The sequence below is a fragment of the Thermodesulfobacteriota bacterium genome, from assembly GCA_030583865.1.
Lineage (GTDB): Bacteria > Desulfobacterota > GWC2-55-46 > GWC2-55-46 > GWC2-55-46 > UBA5799.
Window position 1 is genome coordinate 663,618 of record CP129479.1, and the last position, 13,435, is coordinate 677,052.

15 protein-coding genes and 1 riboswitch are annotated in these 13,435 nt (G+C 59.7%); all 15 genes read left to right on the forward strand.

Translation table 11 applies throughout. From position 1 onward, the window contains the following. Positions 1-3: 3 nt before the first annotated feature. The 15 genes from QY316_03150 to QY316_03220 all read left to right on the forward strand — a co-directional run bounded on the left by QY316_03150 (position 4) and on the right by QY316_03220 (position 13,432). Positions 4-423, forward strand: coding sequence for a hypothetical protein (locus QY316_03150; protein WKZ33418.1), 420 nt, complete (start codon positions 4-6; stop codon positions 421-423). Further along, a complete protein-coding gene (cbiD, locus tag QY316_03155) occupies positions 410-1,495 on the forward strand; it encodes a cobalt-precorrin-5B (C(1))-methyltransferase CbiD (GenBank protein WKZ33419.1) in 1,086 nt (361 codons plus the stop codon). The genes QY316_03150 and cbiD overlap by 14 nt, the downstream gene beginning before the upstream one ends. Then, positions 1,492-2,706 (forward strand): precorrin-6y C5,15-methyltransferase (decarboxylating) subunit CbiE, encoded by a 1,215-nt coding sequence (cbiE, locus tag QY316_03160; protein WKZ33420.1) that lies wholly within the window; start codon positions 1,492-1,494, stop codon positions 2,704-2,706. The genes cbiD and cbiE overlap by 4 nt, the downstream gene beginning before the upstream one ends. After that, positions 2,703-3,419 carry a precorrin-2 C(20)-methyltransferase gene (cobI, locus tag QY316_03165; protein WKZ33421.1) on the forward strand — a complete coding sequence of 239 codons (717 nt, stop codon included), beginning with the start codon at positions 2,703-2,705 and terminating at the stop codon, positions 3,417-3,419. The genes cbiE and cobI overlap by 4 nt, the downstream gene beginning before the upstream one ends. Continuing rightward, the gene (cobM, locus tag QY316_03170) at positions 3,412-4,188 is read left to right on the forward strand and encodes a precorrin-4 C(11)-methyltransferase (protein ID WKZ33422.1); all 777 of its coding nucleotides are present in this window, start codon (positions 3,412-3,414) and stop codon (positions 4,186-4,188) included. Before cobI ends, cobM begins: the two co-directional genes overlap by 8 nt. After that, positions 4,185-4,577 (forward strand): VanZ family protein, encoded by a 393-nt coding sequence (locus QY316_03175; protein ID WKZ33423.1) that lies wholly within the window; start codon positions 4,185-4,187, stop codon positions 4,575-4,577. Before cobM ends, QY316_03175 begins: the two co-directional genes overlap by 4 nt. A 46-nt stretch (positions 4,578-4,623) precedes the next feature. Beyond that, positions 4,624-5,340 (forward strand): creatininase family protein, encoded by a 717-nt coding sequence (locus tag QY316_03180; protein WKZ33424.1) that lies wholly within the window; start codon positions 4,624-4,626, stop codon positions 5,338-5,340. Beyond that, a complete protein-coding gene (locus QY316_03185) occupies positions 5,324-6,391 on the forward strand; it encodes a cobalamin biosynthesis protein (GenBank protein ID WKZ33425.1) in 1,068 nt (355 codons plus the stop codon). Before QY316_03180 ends, QY316_03185 begins: the two co-directional genes overlap by 17 nt. Continuing rightward, on the forward strand, positions 6,325-7,128 hold the full coding sequence (gene cobJ, locus QY316_03190) for a precorrin-3B C(17)-methyltransferase (GenBank protein WKZ33426.1): 804 nt from the start codon (positions 6,325-6,327) through the stop codon (positions 7,126-7,128). Before QY316_03185 ends, cobJ begins: the two co-directional genes overlap by 67 nt. After that, positions 7,128-8,303, forward strand: a complete 1,176-nt coding sequence (locus QY316_03195; protein WKZ33427.1) for a phosphopentomutase — start codon at positions 7,128-7,130, stop codon at positions 8,301-8,303. Before cobJ ends, QY316_03195 begins: the two co-directional genes overlap by 1 nt. Positions 8,304-8,777: 474 nt before the next feature. Next, positions 8,778-9,221: a PilZ domain-containing protein gene (locus QY316_03200; protein ID WKZ33428.1), complete on the forward strand. Its 444-nt coding sequence runs from the start codon at positions 8,778-8,780 to the stop codon at positions 9,219-9,221. 50 nt (positions 9,222-9,271) lie between these two features. Next, positions 9,272-10,663, forward strand: coding sequence for a PAS domain-containing sensor histidine kinase (locus tag QY316_03205; GenBank protein WKZ33429.1), 1,392 nt, complete (start codon positions 9,272-9,274; stop codon positions 10,661-10,663). 76 nt (positions 10,664-10,739) lie between these two features. Continuing rightward, positions 10,740-10,871: riboswitch (molybdenum cofactor riboswitch) on the forward strand. A 49-nt stretch (positions 10,872-10,920) separates the two neighbouring features. After that, a complete protein-coding gene (gene modA, locus QY316_03210; protein WKZ33430.1) occupies positions 10,921-11,685 on the forward strand; it encodes a molybdate ABC transporter substrate-binding protein in 765 nt (254 codons plus the stop codon). Next, a complete protein-coding gene (modB, locus tag QY316_03215; GenBank protein WKZ33431.1) occupies positions 11,686-12,342 on the forward strand; it encodes a molybdate ABC transporter permease subunit in 657 nt (218 codons plus the stop codon). Position 12,343: 1 nt separating this feature from the next. After that, positions 12,344-13,432, forward strand: a complete 1,089-nt coding sequence (locus QY316_03220) for an ABC transporter ATP-binding protein (protein ID WKZ33432.1) — start codon at positions 12,344-12,346, stop codon at positions 13,430-13,432. Positions 13,433-13,435 lie beyond the last annotated feature (3 nt).

Genomic DNA, 13,435 nt, shown 5'->3' on the forward strand with positions numbered 1-13,435 from the left:
GCCATGACTTCGCTAAAAAGCAGCATCAAGGCCGGCGCCATAGCCGGGGTCCTCTGGGGGTGGCTCTGCTACCTTGCGAATTTCTTAAGCGGCGTCTTCCCCTTTGAAGGGAGCTTCGCGCAGAACTTCATCACCTTCTCGTTCGGCGGGGCCGTCTTCGGGGTCGTAACGGGCGGCCTCCTGGCCGTGGTCGGGAGGTTCCTGCCGTTCAGGAAGACGGTATTCAGGGCCGTATTCATCTCGGCGGCGCTGTGGGTCGTGTTGCGCCTTGCCGGTGACTTCCTCTCCATGATGGAGCCCGAGAGGTATCATCTCGTGAAGCCGGAGACGGTGCAGGGGTTCTTCCTTGCGCTCGCGCTCGGCGCCATACTCGGCCTTCTCCTTAAGAAAAACGAGAGGGCAACAGGGAATGCCGGAGCGTAAGCTCAGGAAAGGTTATACGACCGGGACTTGCGCCGCTGCCGGGGCAAAGGCAGCGGCGCTCTTGCTTCTGGGAGGCCTGAGGCCGGGACACGTGGATGTGCCGCTGCCAAGAGGCGGGACATTGCGGGTGCCGGTAAAGTCGGTTGCGGGCGGGAAGGGTTCCGCCAGGGCCGTCATAGTAAAGGACGCGGGCGACGACCCGGATGTGACGGACAAGGCCGAGTTCGTGGCCGAAGTCGAGACGCTCGGCGAGAACGCGAAGCGCGCATCCGTCAGGATCAGGGGCGGTCCCGGAGTAGGGGTCGTTACGAAACCCGGGCTGAAGGTCAGGCCGGGAAAACCCGCCATAAACCCTGTGCCGCTTGCCATGATAAGGCGGGCGGTCATTGAGGCTGCCGCCCTTTATGGGAGAAAGCCGATTTTCCTCGTGACCGTGTCGGTGCCCCGGGGTGCCGAGCTTGCCGCGAAGACCATGAACCCCCGGCTCGGCATCGTCGGCGGCATATCCATTTTAGGCACTACCGGCATCGTCGAGCCCATGTCCCTTGCCGCGTACACCCATTCCATCTCGTGCGGCGTGAGCGTGGCCGCGGCAAGCGGCCTTCATGAGGTGGTCTTCTCGACCGGGCGGTCGAGCGAAAAGGCCGTGGAGAAAAGGCTCAAAGCCCCGGAGGCGGCCTGCGTACTCACAGGCGACCACATGGGCTACGCCCTCAGGGACGCGGCCACGAGGCCGGAGATAAAAAGGGTGGTCGTCGCCGGCCAGTTCGGAAAGTTCACAAAGCTCGCGGCAGGGCATTTCGAGACGCACTGCGGCGACGCGCCCATAGAGCTCGATTTCCTGGCCGGGCTTTGCGAAAGGCTCGGCGCGGGGAAAACGCTGGCCAAACGGATAAGAGAGGCAAATACCGCGAGGCACGCGTTTTTCATCTTGAAGGAAAACGGCCTTGAGAAGGCGCTGGACGAGGTCTCTATTCTGGTAAAAAGGAATGCGGAAAGGATACTCGGCAAGGGGAAATCCGTGACCGCAATCCTTGTAGGGTATGACGGGGAGATATCTTCCATAAGATGATATACGTAATAGGTATAGGAATACAGGGAAGGGATAGCCTCCTTCCCGAGGCGCTCGGCATAATAGGGAGGGCGGGCCTCCTTGTCGGAGGGAAAAGGCACCTTGATGAATTCCAGGGCCTTGCCGCCGCGAAGGTCAGGCTTGGAGGGCTCGAAGAGGCCGCGCGCGAGATGGAAAAGTATCTCGGAAGGAAGGACAGGCGGCCCGTCGCGGTCCTTGCGACCGGCGACCCGCTCATCTTCGGCATAGGCTCGTTCATCATAAGGAGGTTCGGGAAAAAGCGAGTCCGGGTGCTCCCGAACGTGAGCGCTATACAGGAGGCCTTCTCGCGCATAAAAGAGGACATGAACGGCGTAAAGCTCCTTAGCGTCCACGGGAGGGAAGCGGATTACGCGCTACTCTCGAAAGAAGCGGCCTCAAACGCGAAGCTCGCCCTCTTTACCGACGGGGCCAACACCCCGGCCCGGATCTGCAGGGAGCTAAAAGAGCGCGGCCTTGAAGGCTTCAGGGCCTTTGTCTGCGAGTCCCTCGGAGCAAATGAAAGGATGACCGAGGGCACGCTCGAATCGATATCCGGAAGAAGGTCCTTTGCCCCGCTCAACGTCCTGATACTCATTAAGGATTCAAGGCCCGCTGCCCGTAGAACCGGTTTCGGCATCCCTGACAGCCTCTTTTCGCATTCAGGCGGGATGATAACGAAAGAGGAGTTCAGGGTCGTCTCGATATCCAAGCTCGGGCTATCCGAAGGCAGCGTGGTCTGGGACATAGGCGCCTGCTCCGGGTCGATAGCCATAGAGGCCGCGCTCCTTACAGGCGGAAAGGTCTTCGCCATAGAGCGCGACAGAAAACGTATCTCGGACATACGCGAGAACAAGGGCCGCTTCGGCTGCAGTAACCTCGACGTAATAGAGGGCGAGGCGCCGGGTGCACTAAAGGGCCTTCCAGACCCTGATGCGGTATTCGTGGGCGGCGGCGGCAAAGGAATAAAGGCGATACTGTCCTGCGCCGCAGGCAGGCTTAGGCCCGGGGGCAGGGCCGTCGTGAACGCGGTGACGCTCGAGACCGCCTCAGCAGCATTCGAATTTTTCGGGAAAAAGGGATGGGAAAAGGAGCTTATCCAGATGTCGATTACAAAGGCAAGGCCCGCAGGCGAGTTGAATATGCTCGCCGCCTGCAACCCGGTATTCATAATATACGGGAAAAAACCTTGACGAAGCCGGGCGTATTCTACGGAGTAGGAGTCGGGCCGGGCGACCCGGAGCTACTTACCCTTAAGGCCGTGAGGGTCATAGGGGCTGCGGGGGTGCTCGCAGTGCCGAAATCAGAGGGAGGTGAGGAAAGCCTCGCCCTCTCGATAGTCAGGAAGGCCGTTGACCTTGCCGGGAAGGAGGTCCTGCTGCTTCCTTTCCCCATGACAAGGGACTCCGAGTCGCTTGGGGAATCGAGGAGGAGCGCGGCCCGGCTCATCTCCGCGAAACTCAATCAAGGCATTGACGCGGCCTTCGTGACCCTTGGCGACCCGCTCATATATTCTACATTCAGCTATCTCATGCCCTTCGTAAAAGAGCTCTCGCCGGGCTCGGAGATAAGGGTCGTGCCCGGCGTTGCCTCCTTCTCGGCCTCCGCAGCCGCGCTCCCTGTCGCCCTTGCGGAAACCGCCGAGAGGGTTATAATTATACCTGCGGCCTACGAGCTCGACAAGGTGCGAGATGCGCTCGGCTCTGCCGAGACGATAGTTTTGATGAAGGTGAACAGGGCCCTTGACGGGGTGATCGACCTCTTGACAGAAGCCGGGCTTCTGGAGAGGTCTTTTTTCGTCTCAAGGGCGGGCTGGCCGGATGAAGAGCTTGTTACAGACTTGAGGGCCGTCAAGGGAAGCAAGCCCGGTTATTTTTCCATGATAATAGTGAGAAGGAATGGCTGAGGATAAAAATAGAGAGCCTTCCAGGGTATGGTTCGTGGGCTCAGGCCCAGGCGACCCGGAGCTTATAACGGTAAAGGGGATGAGGCTCCTCAAGGACGCCGAGGTCGTCATTTACGCCGGGTCGCTCGTGAGGGAGAAGGTGCTGGAGTGGTGCGAAAAGGGCCCTGAGGTGCATAACAGCGCCTCCATGGACCTCGGAGCGATAGTCTCTCTCATGATAGACGCATCCAGAAAGGGAAAGCGGGTAGTCAGGCTCCATACCGGCGACCCTTCCCTGTACGGAGCGTTGAGGGAGCAGGCCGAGGCCCTGGAAAAGGCAGGCGTCCCCTACGGCATAGTGCCGGGCGTCTCGTCGGCCTTTGCCTCGGCAGCGGCCCTCAAAAGGGAGCTTACGCTCCCGGGCGTGACTCAGACGGTCATTTTCACGAGGCTCGAAGGCAGGACCCCTGTCCCGGAGAAGGAGCGCCTCGGTTCGCTTGCCGCGCACGGCGCGACCATCTGCATATTCCTGAGCGTTTCCATGATGGACGAGGTCGTAAGGGAGCTTCAATGCGGCTACCCGCCGGACACGCCTGTTGCGGTCGTATACAGGGCCTCGTGGGAGGACGAGCTTGTGGTAAAAGGCACTCTCGCGGACATAAAGGAGAAGGTCGGGGAGGCCGGCATCAAAAGGCAGGCAATGATAATAGTCGGGAAGGCCATTGGCGACGACCCGGTAGAGCAATCGAGGCTATACGACCCGGGCTTCAGCCACGGGTTCAGGAAATGAGCGCGTTCCGGGGCTGGGGGCCGGTACTGCCGTATGCCTTCCTCATAACGGTGCTGTCGCTTTTGCCGTCAGCCGAGGCCGAGGACCACATCATCGGCATGGACAAGGCCTACCACGCGCTCGCCTATGGAGGACTGGCATGGCTCCTCATGAGGGCGTTCTCGGCTTCAATGCCGGGCTGGAAGGCACCCGCGGTCCTGGCGGCCTTTTTGGCGGCTTCCATCTTCGGGGCGTTCATGGAATTCCTCCAGTCCGCCCTGACATCGACCCGTACGGGCGACGTCTATGACGCGCTCGCGAACGGGGTCGGCGCGGCCCTGGGCTCCATAGGGTACCTGGCTGCAAAGCCGTTCAGGAAAGCCTCCCCGAGCCCAGAGGCCCGAAGGTAATAAGGTTCAGCTATTAGCGGAAGCTGCATTCGAAGGAGGTGACGCCATGCTCCTCGGCGAGTTGACGATGAAGGAATTCAAAAGGCTTGTGCCGAAAGCGGCCCTTATCGTGCCGTTCGGCACAGTCGAGGCCCACGGCACGCACCTCCCGTTGAATACCGATACTCTAATAATACGCGAGACGGTGCGGAAGGTCGCTTCCGAAAGAAAGGACGTAATAATGGCGCCGCCTCTCCAGTACGGCGTCTGCACCTCGACCGCAGAGCACCCGGGAACCATCGGGATAAGCGCGCCGACCCTGAGGGCGTTCGTAACGGACATGGTCCGTGCCGCCTATGAGCAGGGGGTCAGGAAGATAATCCTCGTCTCCGGGCACGGCGGCGGGATCCATGTGTCTGCCATGAAGGAGGCTTCCGAGGGGCTCGTGAAAGAGCTTCCCGGCTTGAGGCTTGCCGCCTTCTCGATATACGATGTCCTCGGAAAGGAAGCGGGCGAGATCGCGGAGACAAGGAACGACTCCCACGCCGGCGAGATGGAGACGTCCCTCATGCTCCACCTCGCGCCGGGGCTCGTAAACGGCAGGGCCAAGGAGGAGTACCCGGCGTTCCCGAAGCCGCTTGTCGTAAGAGACAAGCTCAAGTACTGGAAAGGGGCGGTCTGGGGAAACCCGGCAAAGGCTACCAAGGAAAAAGGCGAGAGGCTTTTCAGGCTCATGACCGGAAGACTTGAAGAGGTGATACGGGCAGTTGATCGGGCGAGCTGACGCAAGGGCCGGGATAGCGGTATTCGCGGTGACCCGTAGGGGGCTTAAGGTCTCAAAGAGGATTGAAGCCGCCTTGAAGGGCGTCAAGGTCTTCTCCCCGGAAGAGCTCAAGGACGGTGGCCTGAGGAAAAAGGCCGCTTTTGCCTTCAAGCGCTCAGGGGCGCTCGTCTTCGTCTCTGCAGTTGGAATAGCAATAAGGGCCATAGCGCCGCTCGTCAAGGCCAAGCACCTCGACCCCGCGGTCGTGGTCGTCGACGAGAGGGCGCGCTTCGCGATAAGCCTCCTTTCCGGCCACCTCGGGGGCGCCAACAGGCTCGCAGCGGAGTTAGCCGCTGCCCTCAATGCGGCCCCCGTCATAACGACGGCGACCGAGCTATGGGGCCTCCCCTCGGCAGAGGATATCGCGGAGGCCTTCTCGCTCTCGATCGAAAACCCGGGCGGCATCAAGGCCGTAAACTCCGCCATACTGGGCGGCATGACTGTCCACGTGGCCGATACCGACAAGGCCCGTCTCAAGGCCATTAGGGAACGGTTCGGGAATGGCTGTTTCAAATTCGCGAATGGCGCGCCCCGGCGGCTGAAGGAGGGCGAGGCAATAATACACGTAACGAGCGGGGTCCGGAAAAACTCCGGTCCGGAAGCGAAACGGACTCTGATATTAAGGCCCAGGGATGTAGTCGCCGGCATAGGCTGCGGAAAGGGCGTCCCGAAAGAGGAGATAAAAAAGGCGCTCCGGGCCGCGCTAAGGAAAGCCGCTGTATCGCCGCTTTCGATAAAGGGCTTCGCTACAGTAGAGCTAAAGAGGGGCGAAAAGGGGATAACGGCGCTCGCCAAAGAGATGCGGGTAAGCGTCGAGTATTTCGGGAGCGCGCGGCTTAAGAGGGTCGAAACCCGTTCGCCGCGCTCCGCTTTCGTTAAAGAGACCGCAGGCACATGGGGGGTGGCCGAGCCGGCCGCCCTCATCTCATCAGGGGCAAAGGAGCTATGCTTAAGGAAGATAAAACGCGGCAGGGTGACGGTGGCTCTGGCAAGGGCGCCGTTTACATCATAGGCATTGGGCCGGGAGGGCCCGGGCACCTTACCGGAAGGGCCCTCGAGATGATCAGGGCCGCCGACTGCGTCGTGGGCTATACGAGATACGTCGGCCTCGTAAAACACCTCGCAGAGGGGAAGAAGGTCTTCTCAACGGGCATGACCCATGAGGTCGAGCGCTGCGCCCAGGCGATCGAGTTTGCCAGGGAAGGTAAGAAGGTGGCCGTCGTCTCCTCGGGCGACGCTGGCATCTACGGCATGGCGGGGCTCGTCTTCGAGCTTCTTGCCGCCTCTGGAAACGGGGATTTGGAGGTGGAGGTCGTGCCGGGCGTCCCGGCATTTGCAGCGGCTTCGGCCCTTCTCGGCGCCCCGCTCATGCACGACTTCGCGTCCATCTCGCTTTCCGACCTTTTAACGGACTGGAAGGTCATAGAAGAAAGGCTCGATGCGGCTGCCAGGGCCGACTTCGTCCTCGTGCTCTACAACCCGAAAAGCTCCAAAAGGGTCGAGGGCCTCGGCAAGGCCCTTTCCATCATAGGCCGCCACAGGAAGGGCTCGACCCCGGTCGGCATAGTACGTAACGCTTCGCGCGCCGACGAGGACGCCGTATTGACCACCCTCGACAACGTCAGCGCCCTTTACGACAGGATAGACATGCTTACTATCCTCATAATAGGGAACTCATCCACCTTCCTCGCGCTGGGGAGGATGGTTACCCCGCGGGGCTACAGGCTCCAGGGAGGGGCCGGGGGCTGATGCCGCATTTCGACCGGGTAATCCTTATCGTGTTCGACGGCCTTGGAATAGGCGAGCTCCCTGACGCGGAGGCGTACGGCGACGAAGGCTCCCATACGCTCGACAATACCTCCCGCGCGGTCAACGGGCTCAAGGTGCCTGTTCTCGCATCCCTGGGCCTCGGGCACATCGATGGCGTGCGCGAGATACCGCGCGTTGAGAGGCCTTCCGGCTCTTTTGGCCGGATGAGGGAGGCCTCGCCGGGGAAGGACACCGCGACCGGCCATTGGGAGATGGCCGGGGTCGTGCTGGACAAGCCCTTCCCGGTATTTCCCCAGGGCTTCCCACCCGGGATAATGGAATCGTTCACGAACGAGACAGGCTGGGGCTGGCTCTGGGGCAAGACCGCCTCGGGCACCGACATCATCGAGCGCTTCGGCGAGGAGCACCTGAAGACAAGGAAGCTCATAGTCTACACCTCGGCTGACAGCGTCTTCCAGATTGCAGCGCACGAAAGCGTGCTGCCCGTGGAAGGATTATACAGGGTATGCGAAAAGACGAGGCTCATTGCCGACGCCTACAATATCGGGCGCGTCATAGCGCGCCCGTTCACCGGTGAGCCCGGTGCCTTCAGGAGGCTCCCGGCAAGGAAGGACTTTTCGGTCCCGCCGCCGTACAAGACCCTACTCGACAACATAGTAGAAGCCGGGCTCGAGGTGGCGGGCATCGGAAAGATCGGCGACATATTCGTCCACAAAGGCATTACCAGCGAGGTCCACACTTCGAGCAACGACGACGGCATTGACAGGACCATCGAGGTAATGGAGCGGAAGTCGCGCGGGCTCGTCTTCACCAACCTCGTGGACTTCGATACCTACTACGGCCACAGGAACGACCCCCGCGGGTTCGCGGAGGCATTGAGCCGCATGGATGCGCGCCTCCCTGAGATAATGGAAAGGCTCGGCCCGGATGATATCCTTTTCATTACCGGCGACCACGGCTGCGACCCCACGACCCCCTCGACCGACCATTCGAGGGAGCATGTCCCGCTACTCGTATACGGCGATGCCGTCCGGCCCGGAGAGGACCTCGGCACGCGCCAGACCTTTTCAGACCTGGGTGCGACGATCGCCTCCGCGCTCGGAGTAAGAGCCCCCCGGAACGGGATATCCTTCCTCGACCATATCCTCAAGTAGCTGTTGTAGGCAACCTCTAAAAATTGATCTTTTCCCCGGACTCTGTGTCAGGCCGGGAATAAAAATGCTCACATATTGTCATATATGCTCCGCTTTTTATTCCCGGCCTTCCTTGATTGCGGGAAAAAACTCTAATTTTTAGAGAAACGGTCAGAAACCCCGGCCTTTCAAGGCCGGGGATGAATGGCCGCCCGTAGCGAAGCCAGCGTAAGCTGGCGTAGCGGAGGCAATATCGCCTCACGGTTTCCCGATACCCCGGCCTTCAGGCCGGGGAGAGGTTCATAGAAACGGTCAGAAACCCCGGCCTTTCAAGGCCGGGGAGATGTTCGTAGGTTGCCTGTGTTATGTTTTTTTTAACCCGCAGGCACAATCCGCTCTTTTTTCGTAAAACTCCCTTGATTTTTTTATTATATGGTACTAAGCTATGTAGCTCGCTATAGCATATGCTTGGGCCTAAGGGGGGATGTGCTGGATATGGGTCCTGATGATATCAAGCGGTTGAGGTATTTATTCGGGTGGTCGCAGGAGAGGCTGGCGCGGGAGCTGGGAGTAAGCTTCTCGACGGTTAACAGGTGGGAGAAGGGCAGGTCAAGGCCGAGCCCGCTGGCAATAAGCACATTGGCAACTTTGGGGGCGGGCTTCTCGGTGAACAAGAGGTCGTCTCCGAGGTTCGCCTCCGGGCTTCCGCTGGACTTCAGAATAGCAGGCCATGCAGTCTCTTTCAGCTCGGTAATCGAGAACATAAGCTCAGGGGGGCTCATGTTCAACACCGCCGAGGAGCTTGGCCCTGGAGACCTGCTGACCCTCGGGTTCAGCCCGGACAGCGGCCCGCAGCGGGTCCTCGACGCGGATGTGGTCTGGGTAATGGAAAAAGGCGGGAACAGGCGTGTCGGGGTGCGCTTCCACCCGGGGATTTGATCCATCGGCCTTTTATTTCGAAAGGTCCTTCCATACAAGGGTAAACGAAGATGTTGAAGGAAGGCAGCCTCAGCCTCGACAGGCAGGGGCGCATAATAAGGTTCAGCCACAGCCTCGAGGAGATGCTCGGCTATTCATCGGAGGAGGTAATGGGAAGGGAGTTCTCCATCCTGGTCCCGCCCGGAGCGGAGTCCCCTGTAGAGGTTCTTCTCAACGGCCCCGAGGATGAGCCGCACCACGCTTCCAGAAAGACGGGCATACTCCGGAAGGACGGGACGGTCTCCGAGCCGTACATGTCAATACACCACTTGAGGGACCGCACGGGCGCGCTCTATTCCGTCCTCCTTACGCTGTCGGTCAGGAAGAGCGGTCTTCCTGCCTTCCTTACCGAGGAGTTCAGGCGCATATTCAAGTTCTCCAATGACGGGGTCGCCATAACCGACCGGGACGGCTCCATAATAGACGTAAACCCCGCTTTCCTCGATACCTACGGCTACCAGAGGCACGAGGTCCTGGGCAAAAACCCGCGCATCCTAAAATCCCATCACTCGACTGTGGGCCTCTACGAGACGATGTGGAATGACATTCTCGACCCCTCGAAAGGCTTCTGGAGGGGGGAGATAATAAATATCGCCCGGGACGGCACGGAGGTGCCGGTGCTCCTTTCGATAAACGCGATAAAGGACGAGCAGGGCGAGATAAGGAACTTCCTTGGCATCGCCTTCAACATGGCCAGGGAGAAGAAGCTCGAGAAGCTCCGGAAGATGTACATAGACCATATCGTCCATGACATCAGGGGGCCGCTTACCTCGATTTCCATAAACTCCGAGCTCCTGCTCATGGGCCAGGAGCTTTCTGAAAAGTCCAGGAAGAAGCTGAACGTGATACTCTCCTCGGCCCAGAAAATAGAATCCATGACCTCCGACATACTCGAGTTCAGCAGGGCCGAGAACGGCAAGCTGGCGTTGAGGAAGGGGGCCGTAAAGCTCCCGGACATCGTCAGGGACGCGGCCCTTCCCTTCGAGGGCTCGGGGAAAAAGCTTTTCGCCGGCGGCGCGCCCATGTCGGACGGATCCCTCGATTTCGAGGTCTACGCGGACGAGGACAAGCTGAGGAGGGTCATTTACAACCTCTTGAGCAATGCCTTCAAGCACGCCTCGGAAATCGTGGACCTCTCGGCGGAAGCAGGTCCTGACGGCCTCAAGTTCACGGTCTGGAACGACGGGAAGGGCATTCCCCAGGAGGAGGCTGAAAGAATATTCGACGCCTTCTACCAGACCGCCGAAGGTGTAAAGACCGGCGGCGCCGGGCTGGGACTCAGCATCGTAAAGAGTTTTGTAGAGGCCCACGGCGGAAGGGTCTGGGTAGAGGCCGGGAAAGAGAGGGGCGTTACCTTCGGCTTTACGATACCTTTCGAGGGGGCGAGCTCAAGCGCGCCTTGACTCGCATGTTTTTCCCGTGGTAATATTTTTTCGTTGAGGGGCTTATTCATCGCCGGGCCCCGGCTCTAAAAGTTGAATATAAAACGATCTCCGAGCCATCCTGCCTAAAGCCGGTCCTTTTCAGGGCCGCGCCACGGGGGTTGGCCGATAGGGCCCTGCTGGAAACGGTTTGGCCTCCCCACTGGAAAGGAGATTGACGTGCCAACCCCTTTCCGTGGCGGTTGGTTTTTTTTTTGCTTACGGAGGGGCGCAACCAGATGCTCAGGGCGGTATTCCTTTCATTCCTTTTTCTAGCGCAAGTAATATGTCCGTTCCCCACTGTAGCCGGAGAAAGGCAGCTAACGGTAGCTGGCGCCGCTGACCTTGCCTTCGCCTTCAGGGAGATGGCCGCTCTGTTCGAGAAGGAGACGGGTTGGAAGGTGGTGCTCTCGATGGGCTCGACCGGGATGCTCGCCAAGCAGATAGAGCACGGCGCGCCCTTCGACGCGTTTTTCGCCGCCAACAAGAGCTATATAGACTCGCTTGCAGAGAAGGGCAAGGTGATTCCGGAGACAATAGAGCCATATGCCAGTGGCCGGATCGTGCTGGCCGTCCGGAAGGGGCCGGGGATAAGGGTAGAGGGGCTTGAAGGCCTTGTCAATGGTACGTACAGGATAGCCATAGCAAACCCCGACCACGCGCCCTATGGAAAGGCCGCTATGGAGGCGATGAAATCCGCTGGTGTTTGGGACAAAGTGAAAACCAGGCTCGTCTACGGAGAGAACATAAGGCAGACGCTCCAGTTCGTCCAGTCAGGAAACGCCCCGGTCGGTATAGTGGCCCTTTCGGTCGCGGACGTGCCGGAGATAGACTACACCATCATACCCGAGGGGATGCATAGCCCCATCGACCAGGCTGCCGCAGTGGTAAGTACGTCGAAAGAGGCCAAAGCTGCAAGGGACTTCATAAGGTTCGTCAAGGGGCCGAAGGGCGCCTTGATAATGAAAAAATACGGCTTCATGCTTCCGGAAGGCTCTGAATAGATGGATCTCTTTCCGCTTTACATTACCGTAAAGGTATCGCTCACGGCGACTGTAATAACCGTCGCCGTAGGCCTTGTCCTCGCATGGGTCATGGCAAAGCGGGATTTTTGGGGGAAAAGTCTCGTCGACGTGGTCATAATGCAGCCGCTCGTCATCCCGCCGACGGTACTCGGATATTATCTGCTCACGGCATTCGGCAGGTCGGGCCGGCTCGGGGCCTTCCTCTCCGACACGCTCGGCATCGAGCTCGTTTTCACCTGGAAGGGGGCGGTCATAGCCGCGTTCATCTCGTCGCTCCCGCTTTTTGTAAAGCCCGCGAGGGCCGCGCTCGAAGGCGTGGGCTCAGAGCTCGAGGACGCGGCAAGGCTCCTCGGAAAGACCGAGCTGCAGGTAATAACGACCATAACCCTGCCGCTTGCGTGGCGGGGGCTATTCGCGGGCGCGGTCATGGCCTTTGCGCGCGCAACCGGCGAGTTCGGCGCAACGCTCATGATAGCAGGGAACATCCCGGGCCTCACCCAGACCCTCCCCATAGCCATTTACGACGCGGTCCAGGCCGGGGACTACGCGACCGCCAACCTGCTCGTCGGCATAATAACGCTTTTCTCGTTCACTGTGCTCTTCATAGCCAACAGGTTCAGCCGGGTGAGGTTCTGAGATGCTGGAGATATCCCTCCGTAAAAGGCTTTCCGGCTTCAGCCTCGACGTGGACCTGTCGCTAGACGAGGAGCTTCTGGTGCTCTTCGGCCCTTCCGGCGCAGGCAAGAGCCTGGTCCTGAAGATGATCTCCGGCATAGTCAGGCCTGACGAGGGCAGGGTGGCCGCCGGGGGCGAGACGCTTTTCGATTCGAATACCGGCGTGAACCTGCCCATGAGGGAGAGGAAGGTAGGGCACCTCTTCCAGGACTACGCGCTTTTCCCGCACATGACCGTATCGGAGAATATAGCCTACGGCATAGTGGGCGGGAACAAGGACGGGGCCCGGAAGAAGGTAGGGGAGCTTATTACCGTAATGAGGCTCTCGGGGCTTGAAAAGAGATACCCGCACGAGCTCTCGGGCGGGCAGAAGCAGAGGACGGCCCTCGCGAGGACCCTTGCGGCCGGGCCCAGGGTGCTCCTCCTTGACGAGCCCTTCTCGGCCCTTGACTACCAGGTAAGGGAAAAGCTCAGGGCCGACCTCCTCAATATCCACCGCATCTACCCCATTACGACGGTCCTCGTAACCCACGACCTCGAAGAGGCCTTCATGCTGGGCAAAAGGATAGCGGTCATAAATAACGGCGCTATCGAGCAGGCCGGCACCCAGGAGGACGTCTTTTACAGGCCGCTTACGAGGAACGTGGCCAGGTTCATGGGTGTGCGCAATATCTTTTCAGGAAGAGTTGCCGCCCTGGAGGGGCCGCACGTCATCATAGACAACCCGGACATAGGCATGGTAAAGGCCCCATTGCCGCCCGGCCCGGCACTGGGCCCCGGGACGGACGTCTCTTTCTGCATACGTCCCGAGGAGATACTAATCATCAGGCCGGACAGGGTGCTCGGGAAGGTCCAGGACAACATACTCGAATGCATGATAACGGGCACTGTCGGCAGGGGTTCGACCCACATACTCTACCTGGAGGCAGGGGAGGGCAGCACCCCGCTAAAGGCGGAGCTTCCCAATTTTGTGCTTAGAAAACTTGGACTTGCGGCGGGCCAGCGTATCAAGGTATCATTGAAGAAGGAGAATATTTGGGTAATCCGATAGGCA

What these genes read in the sequence shown, in the direction of transcription:
- QY316_03150 (WKZ33418.1), top strand. Translation starts at nt 4, where the DNA reads ATGACTTCGCTAAAAAGCAGCATCAAGGCCGGCGCCATAGCCGGGGTC.
- cbiD (WKZ33419.1), top strand. Translation starts at nt 410, where the DNA reads ATGCCGGAGCGTAAGCTCAGGAAAGGTTATACGACCGGGACTTGCGCC.
- cbiE (WKZ33420.1), top strand. Translation starts at nt 1,492, where the DNA reads ATGATATACGTAATAGGTATAGGAATACAGGGAAGGGATAGCCTCCTT.
- cobM (WKZ33422.1), top strand. Translation starts at nt 3,412, where the DNA reads ATGGCTGAGGATAAAAATAGAGAGCCTTCCAGGGTATGGTTCGTGGGC.
- QY316_03175 (WKZ33423.1), top strand. Translation starts at nt 4,185, where the DNA reads ATGAGCGCGTTCCGGGGCTGGGGGCCGGTACTGCCGTATGCCTTCCTC.
- QY316_03180 (WKZ33424.1), top strand. Translation starts at nt 4,624, where the DNA reads ATGCTCCTCGGCGAGTTGACGATGAAGGAATTCAAAAGGCTTGTGCCG.
- cobJ (WKZ33426.1), top strand. Translation starts at nt 6,325, where the DNA reads ATGCTTAAGGAAGATAAAACGCGGCAGGGTGACGGTGGCTCTGGCAAG.
- QY316_03195 (WKZ33427.1), top strand. Translation starts at nt 7,128, where the DNA reads ATGCCGCATTTCGACCGGGTAATCCTTATCGTGTTCGACGGCCTTGGA.
- QY316_03200 (WKZ33428.1), top strand. Translation starts at nt 8,778, where the DNA reads ATGGGTCCTGATGATATCAAGCGGTTGAGGTATTTATTCGGGTGGTCG.
- QY316_03205 (WKZ33429.1), top strand. Translation starts at nt 9,272, where the DNA reads ATGTTGAAGGAAGGCAGCCTCAGCCTCGACAGGCAGGGGCGCATAATA.
- modA (WKZ33430.1), top strand. Translation starts at nt 10,921, where the DNA reads ATGCTCAGGGCGGTATTCCTTTCATTCCTTTTTCTAGCGCAAGTAATA.
- modB (WKZ33431.1), top strand. Translation starts at nt 11,686, where the DNA reads ATGGATCTCTTTCCGCTTTACATTACCGTAAAGGTATCGCTCACGGCG.
- QY316_03220 (WKZ33432.1), top strand. Translation starts at nt 12,344, where the DNA reads ATGCTGGAGATATCCCTCCGTAAAAGGCTTTCCGGCTTCAGCCTCGAC.